Genomic DNA, 15,664 nt, shown 5'->3' with positions numbered 1-15,664 from the left:
GATTTTTGTCTGAATATCGTTATATATGATAAACCGGACACGCGTAGACTAGCCAGCATGTTGGACGCTATTGAGAATAATTGTCATGAATATGCTTTTCCCCCTGCTGGCCGTGCTGATTTGGTCGATTAACGCCGTCGTCAGCAAACTCTCCGCCACCGCCATCGATCCGGCGGCCATCTCGCTCTACCGCTGGCTGCTGGCGCTGATCGCCCTGACGCCGTTTGTGCTGCCGGGCGTGCTGCGCAATTGGGCGCAGGTGCGCGCCAACTGGTGGAAGCTGATGATCCTCGGCTTGCTCGGCATGGTGCTGTATCAAAGCCTGGCCTATTACGCGGCGCACAGCGTCAGCGCGCTGTTTATGGGCATCATCGTGTCGCTGATCCCACTGCTGACCATCCTGATCAGCATCGTACTGCTGCGCATTGCGCCGACCGTCGGCGTGCTGCTCGGCAGCATTCTCTCCTTCTGCGGTTTGATCTGGCTGGTCAGCGGCGGTCAGCCCGGCGCGCTGTTGCAGCACGGTATCGGCAAAGGGGAATTGATGATGCTGCTCGCCACCGCCTCTTACGCGCTGTATGGCGTGTTGACCAAACGCTGGGCCATCGCGCTGCCGAACTGGCAATCGCTCTACGTGCAGATCCTGTTCGGCGTGCTGTTGCTGCTGCCGAATTTCCTGATGGCGCAGGATGTCGGCTTGAACGGCCATAACCTGCCGCTGGTGCTGTTCGCCGGCATTCCGGCCTCGATCATCGCGCCGTACCTGTGGATCCAGGGCGTCCTGCGCCTGGGCGCCAACACCACCTCGATCTTCATGAACCTGGCGCCGGTGTTTACCGCCGCTATCGCGGTGCTGTTCCTGCATGAACAATTGCACGGTTACCACCTGATCGGCGGCGGCATCACCCTGCTGGGCGTGATCCTGTCGCAGCGGCTGCGCACGCCGCTGACGCGTAAAGCCAAAGCCCCGGCGGCAGGCGCAGATTCCTGCAAAGAACAGGCCTAAGCCAGCAACCTGAAACGCACCCGCACCAACAGGCCGCCCAGCGCGGCGGAGCTCAACAGCTCCGGGCGGGTGCCGTGATACGCGGTGATGTCCTTCACCAACGCCAATCCCAAACCGGCGCCCGGCTGATCGCCCACGTTGTCCAAACGATGAAACGGCTGCAGCGCCAACGCCTTGTCCTGCAAGGCGATGCCCGGGCCGCTGTCTTCTATCTCCAGCACCCCTTCCCCCGTAGCCTTGTCCCGCGTAAGGCGGGCGGTCACCACGCCCTGACGCGGCGTGTATTTCAGCGCGTTGTCCAGCAGATTGGCACACAGCTCGGCCAACAGCAGCGGCTCCCCCGCGACCTGACATGCCGCTTCACCCTCGAAACCGAGATCGATCTGTTTGCTGCGCGCCTGCGGCAAGCGAGAGAAACAGGCGTCGCGCAGCACCTGCGCCAAATTGACCGGCTGCAGCTTCCGATCGGCGCTGTGCTCGCTGGCTTTCAGGCGCGAGAGGTGCAGCAGACGGTCGGTGAGCGCCACGGTGTTATCCAGCGTCGCGCTCATCGCCTGCAGACTTTCGCGCCACTGCTGCGGCCGATCGCTGGCCAGCGCCACCCCGACCTGGGTCTTCAGCACCGCCAGCGGGGTGCGCAGCTGGTGAGAGGCGTCGGCGCTGAAGCGTTCCTGACGCGCCACCATCAGCCGCAGCCGTTCGATGTAACGATTAAAGGCCACCAGCAGCGGCTGCATCTCCGACCAGGGAAGAACCCGCGGCAAAGGCGTCAGTTCGCCCGGATCGCGCCGCAGCATGATGCCGGAGAGTTTACGCATCGGCTTCAACACCCGCTTGAGCAGCGCGAACGCCAGGATCAGGGTCAACACCACCACCGTGCCCTGGCTCAACAGCGCCGCGATCATCATCTGCCGCGCCAGGTAACGACGCGATTCCAGGGTTTCCGCCACCAGAATGGTCGCCATGCCGCTCACGCCCGACTCGTTGACCGGTTGAAACAGCGCCGCCACGCGGATCGGCCGGCCGAGGTATTCCGCATCGTAGAAATGCACCAATGCCGGATAGAGGGTGGAGCGTGGAATGTGGGGCGGCAACGACGGCAAGTCGTCATAGCCCGAGATGCTTTTCCCCTGCGGCGAGATCACCTCGTAATAGAGCTGATCGTTCATGTTGCGCTCGAAGCTGTCGAGCACCACATAAGGCACATCGACCGCCAGCTTGCCTTCGCGCACCACCAGCCGCTCCGCCACGGTGCGCGCCGACGCCAGCAGCGTGCGGTCGTAGGCCAGGGTGGCGGCGCTCATGGCGCTGAAGTAGTGGGTGTAGATAGAGATGCCGCCCAGCGCCAGCAGCGGCAGGCCAAAAAACAGCAGCAGTTGATAAAACAGCGAACGCGGCGCGTTAAACCACCGCATTGCACAGTTCCAGGCTGTAGCCCAGACCGCGCAGCGTGACGATCGCCACGTCGCTGCCCTGCAGCTTTTTCCGCAAACGGTGTACGTAAAGCTCGATGCTCTCTGGATTGGCCTCGTCAGACAGCGTAAACACCTGCTCAAACAGCTGCTGCTTGGCCACCGGGCGGCCGCGCCGGTGCATCAGCGCGGTCAGCACCGCCAGCTCGCGCGGCGTCAGCGCCAGCGGTTTGCTCTCCAGCAGGAAATAACCTTCGTCATGATAGGTCAACGCGCCGTATTGCAACGCCGGCTGCGCGGCGCCGACGCTGCGGCGCAGCAACGCCCGAATGCGCGCCTCCAGCTCGTCCAGTTCGAACGGTTTGGTCAGGTAGTCGTCCGCCCCCAGATTCAGGCCTTTCACCCGGTCGGTCACGTCGGTGCGCGCCGTCAGCAACAGCACCGGCAGATCCTGCCCGCGCTTGCGCAGGCGCGCCAGCAAATCGAGACCGTTCAGACGCGGCAACGCCACATCCAGCACCGCCAGCGCATAGCGTTCATTAAGCAACAGGTGGTCGGCGGCCACGCCGTCCGGCGCGACGTCGACGGCAAATCCGGCGCCGGTCAGCGCCTTTTGCAACCAGTGAGACAGCTCGGGGTGATCTTCAACCAATAACAGTCGCATGTTCCCATTCCATTGATTTACCTGAACAACCAGACACCGATGCGGCGTCTGTTAACAGGTCGATAACAGAGAATGGCATGGAAAATAAGGGGATAAAAGAGCGCCGCGCCGCCAGTTTTGGGAGCTGGCACACAATTATGCGTACTGGGGCGCGCTCGTGTGACGCCTCAGATCAGCGTGATGGGGCTATCGGCGAGAGCAAGATCCAACACCGGACACAGCTTGTCGGCGGTAAACGGCGAAGAAACCAGCACGGAGCGGTTGTTGGCGGCAAACACCAGATCGATGCCGGTCACGCAGGCGGTCATCTGGCAAGCATACTTTTCACCGTCGGCGTTGACGAAATGCAACTCAAATACGCCAATCTCAGGGCGCAAGCGCTTCAAACGACACTGCCCGGCTTCTCCCGCCATCTCGGCGTAGACCTCTGGCAGCCGTTTAATCGCACATACCTTGGCGCTGTCCCTGCCGCCAAACAATTTCCCTAACGAAAACATATCACTGCATCTCTATTCATTTTATTACAGATGATTTTAACGCGAACGACTATCGGCAATCCTGACATTACGCAGGGTTTTGGCCGGTTTTGCGCACTGTTCTCTGCGCCCATTCTATGTTAGCGCACCCGCCGTTCGCTCGCGACAAGAGACCCTAATCACAGACTGGAAACTTTTCCGGCCACTGAAAGGTAAATGAAAGGTTGTTGTTTTAACAATTCCGCAACCGCATTCGGCGGGATTCACCATCAGACAATACCGAGGGTAAGTCACAATGAAAAAAATAATGACCCGTACCTTTACCGCCGCCGCCCTGTTGCTGGCGGTCTCTCAGGCCTTTGCCGTGGAAGCGCCCAAACGCACCGAATGCATTGCGCCGGCCAAACCCGGCGGCGGCTTCGATCTGACCTGCAAACTGATTCAGGTATCGCTGCAGGACACCAAGGCCATTGATAAACCGATGCGCGTCACCTATATGCCCGGCGGCGTCGGCGCGGTGGCCTACAACGCCATCGTCGCGCAGCGGCCGGCGGAGTTCGGCACCGTGGTGGCCTTCTCCGGCGGTTCGCTGCTCAACCTGGCTCAGGGCAAGTTCGGCCGCTACAACGTGGACGACGTGAAATGGCTGGCGGCGGTCGGTACCGACTACGGCATGATCGCGGTGCGCGCCGACTCGCCTTACAAAACCTTGAAAGACTTGATGGACGCTTTCCAAAAAGATCCCAACAGCGTGGTGTTCGGCGCCGGCGCCTCGATCGGCAGCCAGGACTGGATGAAAACCGCGCTGCTGGCGCGCGAAGTCGGCGTGGATCCGCGCAAGATGCGCTACGTGGCGTTCGAGGGCGGCGGGGAACCGGTCACCGCGCTGCTGGGCAACCACATCCAGGCGGTATCCGGCGATCTGAGCGAAATGGTGCCTTACCTGCAGGGCGACAAGATCCGCGTGCTGGCGGTGTATGCCGAGCAACGTCTGCCGGGCCAGTTGGCCGATATTCCCACCGCCAAAGAGCAAGGATACAGCCTGGTGTGGCCGATCATTCGCGGCTTCTACGTCGGGCCGAAAGTCAGCGATGAAGAGTATCAGTGGTGGATCGACACCTTCCAGAAAATGATGGCGACCGACGAATTCAAGCAGCAGCGCGATCTGCGCGGCCTGTTCGAATTCAACCTGACCGGCAAAGAGCTGGACGCCTACGTGAAGAATCAGGTTGCCCAATACCGTGAGCAGGCGAAAGTGTTCGGCCTGGCCAAATAACCGCAGGGGAAAACCATGAGCGATCGTATTTTTGCCGGCTTTTGGCTGCTGCTGTGTATCGGCGGGCTGTTCATCGGCTGGGGCATCCAGAGCGAATACAGCTATGAACCGCTGGGGCCGCGCCCGTTCCCGCTGGCGATCCTCAGCCTGATGGCGCTGTGCGCGGCGCTGCTGTTGCTGCGCCGCCCGCAGGCGGTGGAATGGCCGCACCACAAGGTGATGCAGCGGCTGCTGGTGCTGGTGATCACCCTGGTGCTGTATGCCTGGGGGTTTGAATGGCTTGGCTTTCCGCTGGCGACCGCGCTGCTGACGTTCAGCATCGGCCTGCTGTTTCAGGCCAGCCTGCCGGCAGCGGCCATCTCCGGCGTCATCATGGGCGCAGCGTTGTACTACGCCTTTGACCAACTTCTCGATGTCACACTGCCGCTCGGCGCCTGGCTGAGCTAACGGGAGCGATGATGGATACCTGGATGTATTTGACCCAAGGGTTTGAAGTGGCGCTGGTGCCGCAAAACCTGATTATCGCCCTGATCGGCTGCTTCGTCGGCACCATCGTCGGCCTGCTGCCGGGCCTCGGGCCGATCAACGGCGTGGCGATCCTGCTGCCGCTGGCATTTGCCCTCAAGCTGCCGGCCGAATCGGCGCTGATCCTGCTGGCGACGGTGTATATCGGCTGCGAATACGGCGGGCGCATCTCGTCAATTCTGCTCAACGTGCCGGGCGATGCGGCGGCGATCATGACCGCGCTGGACGGCTACCCGATGGCGCAGCAGGGGCGCGCCGGCGTGGCGCTGTCCATCTCGGCGGTCAGCTCGTTCGTCGGCTCGATGATCGCCATCGGCGGCATTATTCTGTTCGCGCCGCTGCTGGCCCGCTGGTCGCTGGCCTTCGGCCCGGCGGAGTATTTTGCCCTGATGGTGTTCGCCATCGCCTGCCTCGGCAGCATGATGAGCCAAAACCCGCTGAAATCGCTGCTGGCGGCGCTGATCGGCCTGGGATTGGCAACGGTGGGCGTCGACGCCAACACCGGCGTTTACCGCTTTACCTTCGACAGCGTGCACCTCTCCGACGGCGTGCAGTTTATCGTGGTGGTGATCGGCCTGTTCTCGGTCAGTGAAATTCTGCTGATGCTGGAAAGCACCAGCGCCGGGCAAAAGCTGGTGCGTAAAACCGGCCGGTTGCTGTTCAACCGCAAAGAAGCGGCGCAGTGCGCCGGCCCGACCCTGCGTTCATCGGTGATCGGCTTCTTCGTCGGCATCCTGCCGGGCGCCGGCGCCACCATCGCCAGCGCGCTGACCTACATGACCGAAAAGAAAATCAGCGGCAACAGCGACACCTTCGGCAAGGGCGACATCCGCGGCGTAGCGGCGCCGGAAGCGGCCAACAACGCCTCGGCCTGCGGTTCGTTCATTCCGATGCTGACGCTGGGGGTGCCGGGCTCCGGCACCACGGCGGTGATGATGGGCGCGCTGACGCTGTACAACATCACCCCCGGCCCGGCGATGTTCACCGAACAGCCGGATATCGTCTGGGGGCTGATCGCCGCGCTGCTGATCGCTAACGTCATCTTGCTGATCATGAACCTGCCGCTGGTTGGCCTGTTCACCCGCATGCTGACCATTCCGCTGTGGTTCCTGGTGCCGGCGATCGCCGCGGTGTCGGCGGTGGGGGTTTATGCGGTGCACAGCACCACCTTCGACCTGCTGTTGATGGTCGGGTTGGGGGTGTTCGGCTATATCCTGCGGAAAATGCACTTCCCGATGTCGCCGCTGATTCTGGGCTTCGTGCTGGGTGAGATGCTGGAGCAGAACCTGCGCCGCGCGCTGTCGATCAGTAACGGTGAATTCGGCATCCTGTGGAGCAGCAGCATTGCGCAAACGCTGCTGGTGCTGGCGGTCGCGGTACTGGCGCTGCCGCCGCTGCTGCGCCTGATGCGCAAACGCCGCCAACCGGCGGCCGAGGCCAAGGCCAAGGCCGAGTAACGCAAAACGGGCGGGAAGTTCCCGCCCGTTATTTTTAACGGCGTAGCGCCGCCACTCCCTTTTCCAGCGCCCCAATATCGTCATCGGCGAGCAGAGGTTGAATCACTGCAAAGTCCGCCTCGGACAAATCATAGAGGCGCAACGCAAGCAAACGCGCGATGATTTCCGGCGCGAATCGCCAACGGATAAACTTCGCCGGGTTACCGCCGACGATGGCATAAGGCTCAACATCGCCGGCCACCACGCTGCCGGCGGCGACGATAGCCCCCTCGCCTATCGAGACCCCTGGCATCAACATCGCCCGCATGCCGATCCAGCAACCGTCACCCAGCCGGGTATCGCCTTTGGGGCGGTACGCCTGCTTGATGGTTGCCATAAACGGATACAGGCTCAACCAGTCGATACGATGGGTGTGATTGCCCCCCATCAGGATCACCGCTTCAGCCGCGATGCACACGTAATTGCCGATCAGCAAGCGGTCTATGTCGCCCAACGGTTGCCATTGTCGGCTGACCGCGTCGCCGTGCAAATAGCGCACCACCGAGCGTTCGAAGCCGTTATCCCAGCAGTCGCTGTAGTAGCTGTGGGTGCCTTTGACGATAATATTCGGGTTGGTCACCGTCTGATGCAGCAGCTCGGTGTTGGACCAGTGTTTTTCGGACATGGCGTATTCTCTCATTACAGGAATAAAAGCCACGGAACGGAATGTCTGTGGCCGTGTTGTCGTTCACTCAACACGGCCATTCAAGCGATAAGCGCTCGTTTCAATCTCGGGTTATTCATCATTACGGCCTCTCTTGCGAGGCACAAGGGTAACCGATCATGCCTCGGCGGTCTTGCTTTTCAACAGCAGCACCCCGCCCATCACCAACGCGCTGCCCAGCAGCTGCAGCTGATTCATGTTCTCCCCCAGCAGGAAATAGGCGATCACCGCGGTGAACACCAGCTCCAGCGACAGGATCAGGTTGGCCACCGCCAGCGGCAGCGTTTTCAGGCTGATATTGTACAGCCCGAAGCCCAGCAGCGTCGGCCCGGCGGCCAGCGCCAGCAGCAACAGCCAGCCGCTCCACTGGATGCCCTGTGCGCCGTGCGACAGGAACCACAGAGAGCCGGCCATGCCGTGGAACGCCGCCAACGGGAACGCCGTCAGCGCCGCGTTGAACACCAGCTGGTACAGCGCCGAAAAACCGAAAACGTACAAAATGGTGTTCCACACCGGATAGCCCCGTTCGCTGGCCACCCGCCCGCCGAGGGTATACAGGGTATAACCGATGCCCGACAGCATCCCCACCAGCAGTCCCAGCAGATCGAAGTGGCTGTTACCCATGCTGTCACCGTTGCTGACCAGGAAGCAGCCGCCCAGGCTGATGGCGATCACCAGCAATTGGCGCAGCGTCAGGCGTTCGCTGTACATCACCCAGCCGAGGAACACGGTAAAGCCCACTGAACAGTAGGTCAGAATGGTCGCCACCGACGCGCCGTTCAGCGCCACCGACAGCGTCCACAGGCTGTTGAACAGCGCCAGCAGCAACCCATAAAGTGCGTAGAACACCACCTGTTCACGGCGCAGGCGTGCCCACTGCGGTTTCACCACCAACAGCAGCGGCAACAGCACCAGCGCCACCAGCGCCGCGCGCCAGAACGCCAGCACGAAAGTCGGCAGGTGATAGTACTCGGTCAGCACGCGGATGATGATGGCGGTAAAGGCCAACAGCATGGCGCTGATAATGGCGATGACGTACCCCTGGCGGCTGCCCTGAAGAAAACGCGCGCCGGGCAGCGCCGGCCGGGCGGTAACGCCTGACGGTAATGACATGAGATCCTCGGAAAAATAGCGACATAAATGCTCAGGCACACAGTGTAACGCGGCCATTTTTTCTCACTATAGCCACTTTACTGCGTTGTTATGCAGGCCACTTTTCTTCGCTTGAAGCCCTGTTGACATGGGGTATAGTAAAAATCTTTCTCCCTAACCGGGCCAATTTCGCATGCATATCCCGTTAGATCGCGAGCAGGACGTTCCGCTCTATTTACAGATCGAAGAAGCGCTGCGGCGCGCCATCCTCACCGGCGTGTTCGTGGATGGCGACAAGCTGCCCTCAACGCGCACGCTGGCGGCCGAATTGGCGGTCAGCCGTTTGACGGTGGATAACGCCTATGCCGAACTGGCGGCCAAGGGCTTTTTGCATCAGCGACGCGGCAGCGGCGCCTATGTTGCGCACCCGCAGGCGCAAACGCGCCCGGCCCGGCCGACCAGCGATGCCCCCTTCCCGCTGGAGAGCTTCACCACCCTCACCTCGCGGCTGGACGGCTATGCCGACGCCCCGCTGCCGGAGAGGCTGATCAACTTCGCCGCCGGCGTCGGCAGCCCTAAGGTGTTTCCGCTGGAGGCGTTTCGCAAAGTGCTGCTGTCGGTGCTCAGCCGCCATGCGGAAGAGGCCTTCAGCTACGGCGAATACTGCGGCTACTACCCGCTGCGCGATACGCTGAGCCGCATTCTCAGCGCGCAGGGCATCCCCACGCAGGCGGAACAGGTGCTGATCACCAACGGCTCGCAGCATGCCATCAGCCTGGTGGTGCAAAGCCTGCTGGCGCCGGGCGATACGGTGATCGTCGAAGAACCGACCTACGCCGAAGCGCTGGGCCTGCTGCGCCAGCACCGCATCAATATCGTCACCGTGCCGGGCGATCGCCACGGCATGCTGGTCGAACGATTGCCCGAGTTGCTGGAACGCCACCGCCCCAAACTGATCTACACCATCCCCAACTTTCACAACCCGACCGGCCGTTGCCTGAGCGAAGCTCGCCGGCGGCGCCTGCTGGCGATCGCCCAACGGGCCGGCGTGGTGATCCTGGAGGACGATTTCGTCGGCGATCTGCGTTACCAGGGCAAACAGCTGCCGTCGCTGCGTGCGCTGGCGCAGCCGGGCGCGGTGATCTACGTCAGCACCTTCTCCAAGATGCTGCTGCCCAGCATGCGCATCGGCTATCTGGTGGCGGACAGCGAACACTATCAGCGTTTCGCCAGGCTGAAACACGTCGACAGCTTCACCAGCTCCAGTCTGATCCAGCGCGCGCTGGACGCGTTCGTCACCGTCGGCCGTTACGACAAGCAGCTGCGGCGCGCCGGGCGCGTCTACCGCCGCCATCTGGAAGTGATGATCGACGCGTTGCAACGGCGGTTGCCGCCGGGGTGCCGTTTCGAAACGCCGCAGGGCGGCTTGTTTATCTGGCTGACGCTGCCCGCGACGGTGACCACCACCGAACTGATGCCGGTGGCCTGGCGGCACGGCGTCACTTTCGCGCGCGGCGAATGCTTTTATGCGCAGGAACAGCTGGGCGCGCACGGCCTGCGGCTGAACTTCGCCGCCAACTCGCCGCCGCAGATTGAAGAAGGTATCGCCCGGCTATGCCGGGCGATTGAGGAGGTGATAACGGAGAAAAACGCCGGTTAGACGGCGGCCCACCACAGCCGCAGCTTCATCCCCCAGTAGCTGGTCCAGCCGGTGGTGCTCTGCACCACCTTGCCCTGCGAGACCACCACGAAGGTCGGCGTCACGCCAATCTGCCACTGCGCCGAGAGCGTACCAGCCGGATCGTTGACCACCGGCAGCGCCAGCCGTTTGCGCGCCAGCCACTGTTTCACCTGGGTATCGTCGCCCGAACGCAGCGCGACGGTCAGCACGTTGCCGCCCGCCGCCTGCAAACGGGCGACGTCCGGCGTAGTGAAGCGGCAGACGCCGCACCAGTTGGCCCAGAAGTAAACCAGCAGCGGCCGCTCATGGCTGAGCTGCGCCAACGACACGCGCTCGCCGTCCAACGTGGTCAGCGTCTGGGCATCGAAGGCCGGCGGCGCCTGCGGCGCATTCAGCCAATCCATCACCGTGATCACCGCCAGTGCGATCAGCGCCAGCAGCAGCAACTCGCGCCCCCAGCGCTTGAGCTTAGCCATGGTTGGCCTTCGCCAGCTGCTGCTTCACCATCGTTTCCAGCTCTTCATAGGACACCGCCCCCGGCAGCATCCGATCGCCGATCAGCGTCGCCGGCGTCCCTTGTACGCCCAGTTGTTCCGCCAACGCCATATTGGTGCGCAGCGTGGTCATGCTCTGTTCGCTCGGCGCCACCGTCTTGACGCCGGTTTTCTCCTGCGCGGCGGCGATGCTGGCCTTGTCGTGGAAGCCCTTTTTCGCCATCAGCCGCTGATGCAAGGCCCAGAATTGCTCCGGGTGCTGCTGCCAGGTGGTGAGCGCCACGCGCGCCGAACTGACCGAACTTTCGCCCTTGAACGGCAACAGCTTCACCACCAGCGCCACATCCGGGTATTGCTTGACGATTTTCTCCAGCATCGGATCAAACCGCTTGCAGTACGGGCAGTTATAGTCGGTAAAGGTCACCAGCGTCAGTTTGGCGTTGGCGGCGCCGAGGCGCGGGCTGGCCGGATCCTGATACAGCGTTTTGGCATTCTGCTTGATAGCCTGGCTGATTTGCTGGCCTGCGGTTTGCTGCTGCCAGGCGTCCACCGCCTGCGCCAGAATGTCCGGGTTGGACACCAGCGTTTCGCGGATCATCTCTTTGATACGCGCCTCTTGCGCCGGGGTGAAAGGCTCGGCGGCCCACACCGGGGCGGCGATGATCATCAGTAAAATCAGTAACTTTTTCATTGTTCGGTTCCTTTGGCATGGGAAAGCGTTTGCAGCACGGCGTCACGGGTCAACAGCGGGGATAGCACCACGCCGTCCGGGCTGCCGGGGCCATAGATTTGGTTGAAAGGCACGGCGACGCTGCCGCGCCTTTGCAGGAAGGCGCTGATGTCGGCCGACGGGCGGCTCCAGTCGCCGCGCAGCGCGACCACGTCATCGGCGCTCAACGCCCGCTGTACGTCATCGCGCAGCAGCACATTGAATTTGTTGGCTTTACAGGTCACGCACCAATCGGCGGTCACGTCGACGAACACCCGTTTATGTTGCGCCAGCGCCTCGGCGATCGCCTGTTCGCTCAGCGGTTGCCACGGCACCCGATCCTGCAACGGCTGGTGCCACAGACCGGCGGTCAGCGAGCCGGCCAGCAAGAGGGCGCCCGCCAGCACCAACGTGCCCGCCGCCAGCTTGGCCGCCAAGCGTGCCCCCTGCCGGCGCCACACCGCCAGCAGCAGTGCCAGCAGCGCCAACCCCCCCAGCCACAGCGTAGCCTGCACGCCGATATGATTGCTCAGCAGGCTCAGCAACCACAGCGACGACGCCAGCATCAGCAATCCCATCGCCAGCTTGACGGTATTCATCCAGCGGCCGGGACGCGGCAACCGCAGCGCCAGCGAAGGCCAGGCTGCGATCAGCAGCCACGGCAGGCTCATGCCGATGCCGAGCGCGATGAACATGCCCCACAGCACCGGCAGCGACGCCGCCAGCGCGAAGGCCACCGCCGTGCCGAGAAACGGCGCCGAGCACGGCGTCGCCAGCAGCGTGGCGAAGGCGCCCTGCCAGAAATGGCCGCTCAGGCCGTGCCCGTTATGGGTGGCCAGCGAGGTATTCAGATCGGAAGAGAGGCGCAGATGGAACAGGCCGAACAGGTTTGCGCTGAACAGCAGCGTCACCAGCATCATAAAGCCGATAAACCACGGATTCTGGAACTGAATGCCCCAGCCGAGCGCGTGGTTGCCGAGCCGCAGCAGCGTCATCAGCAGGGCCAACGCCATAAACGAGGCGACAATACCCAGCGACGACGCCAGGAACTGCAGCCGTACGCTGCGCCGATCGCGCCGCTCCACCTGCAGGATGGAACCGAGCTTGATGCCCAACACCGGCAGGACGCACGGCATCAGATTGAGGATCAACCCGCCCGCCAGCGCCATCAATACCGCCTGCCATAACGGGAACGCCGCACCGGCCGGCGCGGCCAGCGGCTCGCCGATCGGCAGCGTTATCTGCTGAGCCATGCCGCCGTCGTCGATCACTAGCGTCAGCGTTTTGCCGCGCAGATCCGGCGCCGCCTCTCCCCAGCCATCGCTGACCGGGACTCGCGCCAACAGCTGAGCGCCGTCGGTTTCAACCTGCGGCTTGCCGAGATCGGCATCCGCCAGCGTATCGAAGAACAGCGCGGGCCGCTGCCAACCGTCGGCGCGTTCGGCGGCAATCTGAAGCTCGCCGCTGCGATACCCGGCCTTGACGTTATCCGTCAACCCGGCGGCGATCGGCACTTGCCCCATCGCCTGCGCGAAGTCGTGATTAAACTGCGGATCGTTCGGCGCCGTCAGGTCCAGACTGAACGGGTAGTCGGTCAGAATGCAGACATTGCTGCAGGTGGACAACGTCAAAGTGCCCGCCAGCGGGCCGGATACCGAGCCTGGCATCACGATCGGCAGCGTGACCCGATCGTGATAGCCCTGGGTGGAAATGCCGGCCACCTCGAAACGCTGCGGCGTCGGCCAGTGCCAGGTCGCCGGCGGTGGGTGGCCTTGCCAGACGATAGCCGGCGCGATGCCGCCTTCGCCTGGGGAACGCCAGTAAGTTTTCCAGCCTTTTTGCAGCTCGACCGACAGCAGCAGACGGGTCTCTCCCGGCTGTGACGTGTCGGCGCGCAGCCGCACCTTGGCATGATCGTTGGCCGGATTTTGCAGCCAGCCGCTGTCCGCCGCCTGCAAGGCGGGCAGCCACAGCATAAACAGGCAAGCACAGGCCAGCCTGATAATTTTCAACATGTTAATTCTCCATAAATGATTAATTCACCGCGAAAAACGGGCGATTAACTCATTCACGGAAGACGCATAATCGAAGGTGCACCCTGAGGGTGGGCGGAGAAATGGCGCGAGGAGGAGGAATGCGCAGACGCGCGGCAATGGTCGGCGCCAACAGCGCCAGCAGCAGACCCAGCCCGAACAGCACGGTTTCGAACATTACCGGCGGCGCGGCCAGCAATGATTTGGCGCTCAGTTCACAGGGCGTCGGCTGCGCTTCGGCGGCGGCATCACTGGACTGAACGGCGGTAGCGGCCGGGATCCCCAGCGTTTGCTGCAGCGCATGCAGGCCCGCCATGCGCTGGGTCATGCACGTCAGCACCACCAGGCAAGCCAGGCATAAAAACCATTTTGCAATCCGCTGCCGTTTAACCATGCCATCCTCATGTTCAGATCTGGGGTTATCTTAGCGGCGCAGACGCGATTAGCAACGTTTTGTCGGTAAAGAAATGTCTGAGCGGCGGTATTGATGGCGGCGAATTACAGGTATCATAGAGGGTAAGCCTGCGCTTTTCGCCGGGTACGATGACGATTCTCTCCTCCAGGCACACTGCGGGGATACACAGCGAAGGACTGGTGATATGCAACCTTTGAGTGGGCCGGGCACCCCAATCGCCGGCGAGCGCCCCCCTTCCCCGGGCAAAACGGCGGCCACTGACGATCAACCCCTCTCTCCGGCGCAGCGCACAACGCTGGAAAAACTGATCGTGAAAATCATGACGCTCAGCCCGGTAAAATCGGCGGAGATCTGGGCGTCTCTGCGTCACGATCTCGGCGCCGACAAAGGCGGCGAACTGCTGGCGCGCCATTTTCAACCGGCGGAACAGCTGCTGCAAACGCGCCTGACGCAGGCGCAGCAAAACCATGCCGGGCGCCAACTGCTGCAACAGCTGGCCGAGTTGCTGCCGCAGGGCAATAATCGCCAGGCGGTAAGTGACTTTATTCGTCAACGGTTCGGCCATACGGTGTTGAGCCAGCTAAGCCCACCGCAGCTGCAGCAGGTGCTGCATCTGTTGCAGACCGGCGGCCTGACCATTCCCCAACCGCAGCAAACCGCCACCAGCGATCGCCCGCTGCTGCCCGCAGAGCATCAAAGCCTGCAGCAGCAGGTCACCAAACTCAGCGCCGCGACCGGTGAAGCACCGGCTAAAATTTGGCAAACGCTGTTCGATCTGGCGGGCGTGAAAACCAACGATCCGCTGCCGGCGCGCCACTTCCAGCTGCTGAACCAGTTTTTACAGGTGAAGGTGGCGCTCAGCCCGCAGAACGCGCCAACGCTGAACAACCTGCTGGCGGCGCTCAAACAGCCGGCGGATGAGCAAGAACTGCAGCAGATGAACGACTACTGCCAGGCGCGCTTCAACTGCGGCGCCAACGCGCCGCTGACGCATCCGCAAATGAGCGACGCCATTCATCAGCTGTTTGCCCGCCGTCTGGAGAAAGCCGGCCAGGCGCAGCCGATCGCCAGCCCCTCTATCGAACCGCAGCCGCTGCTCAACCCGCTGATCGCCACCCTGCCTCTGCCGCTGCAAAAAGCGCTGAGTAAGCCCGCCGTGGCGCTGATCCTGCTGCTGTTGGCGTTGGCCGTCGTGCTGGCGCTGGTGTTTTAACGCCTCAGGCGCAGCCGCAGTCCGCTGCGGCCGCCCGGGAGCGCAGTGACCCCGGCAGTTCGCCGATGGCCAACGGATGGCCGTCGCGCAGCCAGAAATCCAGCCCGCCAATCAACTCCTTCACCCTAAACCCCAACTTCGCCAGCTTGTAGGCGCCTTTGGTGGAACCGTTGCAGCCGATGCCGTCGCAGTAGGTCACATACACCTTTTGGCGATCCAGGTGCGCCGTGCTGGCTTCATCCATCAGGCGATGCGGCAAGCTGAATGCGCCGGGGATATGCCCGGCGGCGTACAGCGCCTCCGCACGGGTGTCGATCACCACCATCCCGTCCACGCCATTGCGCAAATCTTCCGCCACGTCCCAGGCATCCGCATAGCGGCTCAGTTTAGCCGCCAGATAGGCCAGGCTCTCTTCCGGCGCTGCCGGCGGAAAGGCCAGCACCAAGGATTCTTTCGACATATCACTCACTCCCGTTGATCAAGACAGATGACAATAGTGCCCGATTTT

16 protein-coding genes are annotated in these 15,664 nt (G+C 62.5%); 6 read left to right on the top strand and 10 right to left on the bottom strand.

Annotated features, from left to right (window positions below; all coding sequences use genetic code 11):
- The first annotated feature begins 85 nt into the window (after positions 1-85).
- Complete coding sequence (locus tag J0X03_RS06775; RefSeq protein WP_033651953.1) at positions 86-1,006, top strand: DMT family transporter; 921 nt, start codon at positions 86-88, stop codon at positions 1,004-1,006.
- On the opposite strand, the gene J0X03_RS06770 is transcribed toward J0X03_RS06775, so the two are convergent.
- From J0X03_RS06770 to J0X03_RS06760, 3 genes are all read right to left on the bottom strand, one after another.
- A complete protein-coding gene (locus J0X03_RS06770; RefSeq protein WP_033651954.1) occupies positions 1,003-2,421 on the bottom strand; it encodes a sensor histidine kinase in 1,419 nt (472 codons plus the stop codon). The two genes, J0X03_RS06775 and J0X03_RS06770, sit on opposite strands and share 4 nt — an antisense overlap.
- Positions 2,408-3,082 carry a transcriptional regulator TctD gene (tctD, locus tag J0X03_RS06765; protein ID WP_033643888.1) on the bottom strand — a complete coding sequence of 225 codons (675 nt, stop codon included), beginning with the start codon at positions 3,080-3,082 and terminating at the stop codon, positions 2,408-2,410. Before tctD ends, J0X03_RS06770 begins: the two co-directional genes overlap by 14 nt.
- A 167-nt stretch (positions 3,083-3,249) precedes the next feature.
- Positions 3,250-3,579, bottom strand: coding sequence for a hypothetical protein (locus J0X03_RS06760; protein ID WP_033643889.1), 330 nt, complete (start codon positions 3,577-3,579; stop codon positions 3,250-3,252).
- Between the two features lie 274 nt (positions 3,580-3,853).
- Here J0X03_RS06760 and J0X03_RS06755 point away from each other — a divergent pair, with 274 nt between their 5' ends.
- From J0X03_RS06755 to J0X03_RS06745, 3 genes are read left to right on the top strand one after another with little or no spacing between them, the layout of a single operon-like run.
- A complete protein-coding gene (locus tag J0X03_RS06755) occupies positions 3,854-4,834 on the top strand; it encodes a Bug family tripartite tricarboxylate transporter substrate binding protein (protein WP_033643890.1) in 981 nt (326 codons plus the stop codon).
- A 15-nt stretch (positions 4,835-4,849) separates the two neighbouring features.
- Positions 4,850-5,281, top strand: coding sequence for a tripartite tricarboxylate transporter TctB family protein (locus J0X03_RS06750; RefSeq protein WP_033643891.1), 432 nt, complete (start codon positions 4,850-4,852; stop codon positions 5,279-5,281).
- 11 nt (positions 5,282-5,292) lie between these two features.
- Positions 5,293-6,816 carry a tripartite tricarboxylate transporter permease gene (locus J0X03_RS06745; protein ID WP_072627263.1) on the top strand — a complete coding sequence of 508 codons (1,524 nt, stop codon included), beginning with the start codon at positions 5,293-5,295 and terminating at the stop codon, positions 6,814-6,816.
- A gap of 34 nt (positions 6,817-6,850) precedes the next feature.
- On the opposite strand, the gene J0X03_RS06740 is transcribed toward J0X03_RS06745, so the two are convergent.
- Together J0X03_RS06740 and J0X03_RS06735 are read right to left on the bottom strand one after the other, a co-directional pair.
- Positions 6,851-7,480, bottom strand: coding sequence for a CatB-related O-acetyltransferase (locus J0X03_RS06740; protein ID WP_160204451.1), 630 nt, complete (start codon positions 7,478-7,480; stop codon positions 6,851-6,853).
- Between the two features lie 156 nt (positions 7,481-7,636).
- Complete coding sequence (locus tag J0X03_RS06735) at positions 7,637-8,632, bottom strand: DMT family transporter (RefSeq protein ID WP_160204452.1); 996 nt, start codon at positions 8,630-8,632, stop codon at positions 7,637-7,639.
- A 172-nt stretch (positions 8,633-8,804) separates the two neighbouring features.
- Between J0X03_RS06735 and pdxR the strand changes: the two genes are divergently transcribed.
- Entirely contained in the window at positions 8,805-10,271 is a 1,467-nt protein-coding gene (gene pdxR, locus J0X03_RS06730) for a MocR-like pyridoxine biosynthesis transcription factor PdxR (protein ID WP_160204453.1), read from the top strand.
- On the opposite strand, the gene J0X03_RS06725 is transcribed toward pdxR, so the two are convergent.
- From J0X03_RS06725 to J0X03_RS06710, 4 genes are read right to left on the bottom strand one after another with little or no spacing between them, the layout of a single operon-like run.
- Positions 10,268-10,768, bottom strand: a complete 501-nt coding sequence (locus tag J0X03_RS06725; protein ID WP_160204454.1) for a protein disulfide oxidoreductase — start codon at positions 10,766-10,768, stop codon at positions 10,268-10,270. The two genes, pdxR and J0X03_RS06725, sit on opposite strands and share 4 nt — an antisense overlap.
- Positions 10,761-11,477 (bottom strand): DsbA family protein, encoded by a 717-nt coding sequence (locus tag J0X03_RS06720; protein WP_116286719.1) that lies wholly within the window; start codon positions 11,475-11,477, stop codon positions 10,761-10,763. The genes J0X03_RS06725 and J0X03_RS06720 overlap by 8 nt, the downstream gene beginning before the upstream one ends.
- Complete coding sequence (locus J0X03_RS06715) at positions 11,474-13,510, bottom strand: protein-disulfide reductase DsbD family protein (protein WP_160204455.1); 2,037 nt, start codon at positions 13,508-13,510, stop codon at positions 11,474-11,476. Before J0X03_RS06715 ends, J0X03_RS06720 begins: the two co-directional genes overlap by 4 nt.
- Positions 13,511-13,559: 49 nt before the next feature.
- Complete coding sequence (locus J0X03_RS06710; RefSeq protein WP_033639760.1) at positions 13,560-13,922, bottom strand: hypothetical protein; 363 nt, start codon at positions 13,920-13,922, stop codon at positions 13,560-13,562.
- A gap of 205 nt (positions 13,923-14,127) precedes the next feature.
- Between J0X03_RS06710 and flk the strand changes: the two genes are divergently transcribed.
- Complete coding sequence (flk, locus tag J0X03_RS06705) at positions 14,128-15,156, top strand: flagella biosynthesis regulator Flk (RefSeq protein ID WP_160204456.1); 1,029 nt, start codon at positions 14,128-14,130, stop codon at positions 15,154-15,156.
- Positions 15,157-15,160: 4 nt separating this feature from the next.
- Here flk and J0X03_RS06700 read toward each other — a convergent pair whose 3' ends face one another.
- Complete coding sequence (locus tag J0X03_RS06700; protein ID WP_047574235.1) at positions 15,161-15,616, bottom strand: rhodanese-like domain-containing protein; 456 nt, start codon at positions 15,614-15,616, stop codon at positions 15,161-15,163.
- Positions 15,617-15,664 lie beyond the last annotated feature (48 nt).

It is taken from the genome of Serratia ureilytica, assembly GCF_017309605.1.
GTDB classification, from domain to species: domain Bacteria; phylum Pseudomonadota; class Gammaproteobacteria; order Enterobacterales; family Enterobacteriaceae; genus Serratia; species Serratia ureilytica.
The sequence above is the reverse complement of the archived record's forward strand: the minus strand, read 5'-3'. Positions and strand labels throughout refer to the sequence as shown.

What these genes read in the sequence shown, in the direction of transcription:
- tctD (WP_033643888.1), bottom strand. Translation starts at nt 3,082, where the DNA reads ATGCGACTGTTATTGGTTGAAGATCACCCCGAGCTGTCTCACTGGTTG.
- J0X03_RS06700 (WP_047574235.1), bottom strand. Translation starts at nt 15,616, where the DNA reads ATGTCGAAAGAATCCTTGGTGCTGGCCTTTCCGCCGGCAGCGCCGGAA.
- J0X03_RS06775 (WP_033651953.1), top strand. Translation starts at nt 86, where the DNA reads ATGAATATGCTTTTCCCCCTGCTGGCCGTGCTGATTTGGTCGATTAAC.
- J0X03_RS06745 (WP_072627263.1), top strand. Translation starts at nt 5,293, where the DNA reads ATGGATACCTGGATGTATTTGACCCAAGGGTTTGAAGTGGCGCTGGTG.
- pdxR (WP_160204453.1), top strand. Translation starts at nt 8,805, where the DNA reads ATGCATATCCCGTTAGATCGCGAGCAGGACGTTCCGCTCTATTTACAG.
- J0X03_RS06725 (WP_160204454.1), bottom strand. Translation starts at nt 10,768, where the DNA reads ATGGCTAAGCTCAAGCGCTGGGGGCGCGAGTTGCTGCTGCTGGCGCTG.
- J0X03_RS06750 (WP_033643891.1), top strand. Translation starts at nt 4,850, where the DNA reads ATGAGCGATCGTATTTTTGCCGGCTTTTGGCTGCTGCTGTGTATCGGC.
- J0X03_RS06720 (WP_116286719.1), bottom strand. Translation starts at nt 11,477, where the DNA reads ATGAAAAAGTTACTGATTTTACTGATGATCATCGCCGCCCCGGTGTGG.
- J0X03_RS06710 (WP_033639760.1), bottom strand. Translation starts at nt 13,922, where the DNA reads ATGGTTAAACGGCAGCGGATTGCAAAATGGTTTTTATGCCTGGCTTGC.
- J0X03_RS06760 (WP_033643889.1), bottom strand. Translation starts at nt 3,579, where the DNA reads ATGTTTTCGTTAGGGAAATTGTTTGGCGGCAGGGACAGCGCCAAGGTA.
- J0X03_RS06755 (WP_033643890.1), top strand. Translation starts at nt 3,854, where the DNA reads ATGAAAAAAATAATGACCCGTACCTTTACCGCCGCCGCCCTGTTGCTG.
- flk (WP_160204456.1), top strand. Translation starts at nt 14,128, where the DNA reads ATGCAACCTTTGAGTGGGCCGGGCACCCCAATCGCCGGCGAGCGCCCC.
- J0X03_RS06740 (WP_160204451.1), bottom strand. Translation starts at nt 7,480, where the DNA reads ATGTCCGAAAAACACTGGTCCAACACCGAGCTGCTGCATCAGACGGTG.
- J0X03_RS06715 (WP_160204455.1), bottom strand. Translation starts at nt 13,510, where the DNA reads ATGTTGAAAATTATCAGGCTGGCCTGTGCTTGCCTGTTTATGCTGTGG.
- J0X03_RS06770 (WP_033651954.1), bottom strand. Translation starts at nt 2,421, where the DNA reads ATGCGGTGGTTTAACGCGCCGCGTTCGCTGTTTTATCAACTGCTGCTG.
- J0X03_RS06735 (WP_160204452.1), bottom strand. Translation starts at nt 8,632, where the DNA reads ATGTCATTACCGTCAGGCGTTACCGCCCGGCCGGCGCTGCCCGGCGCG.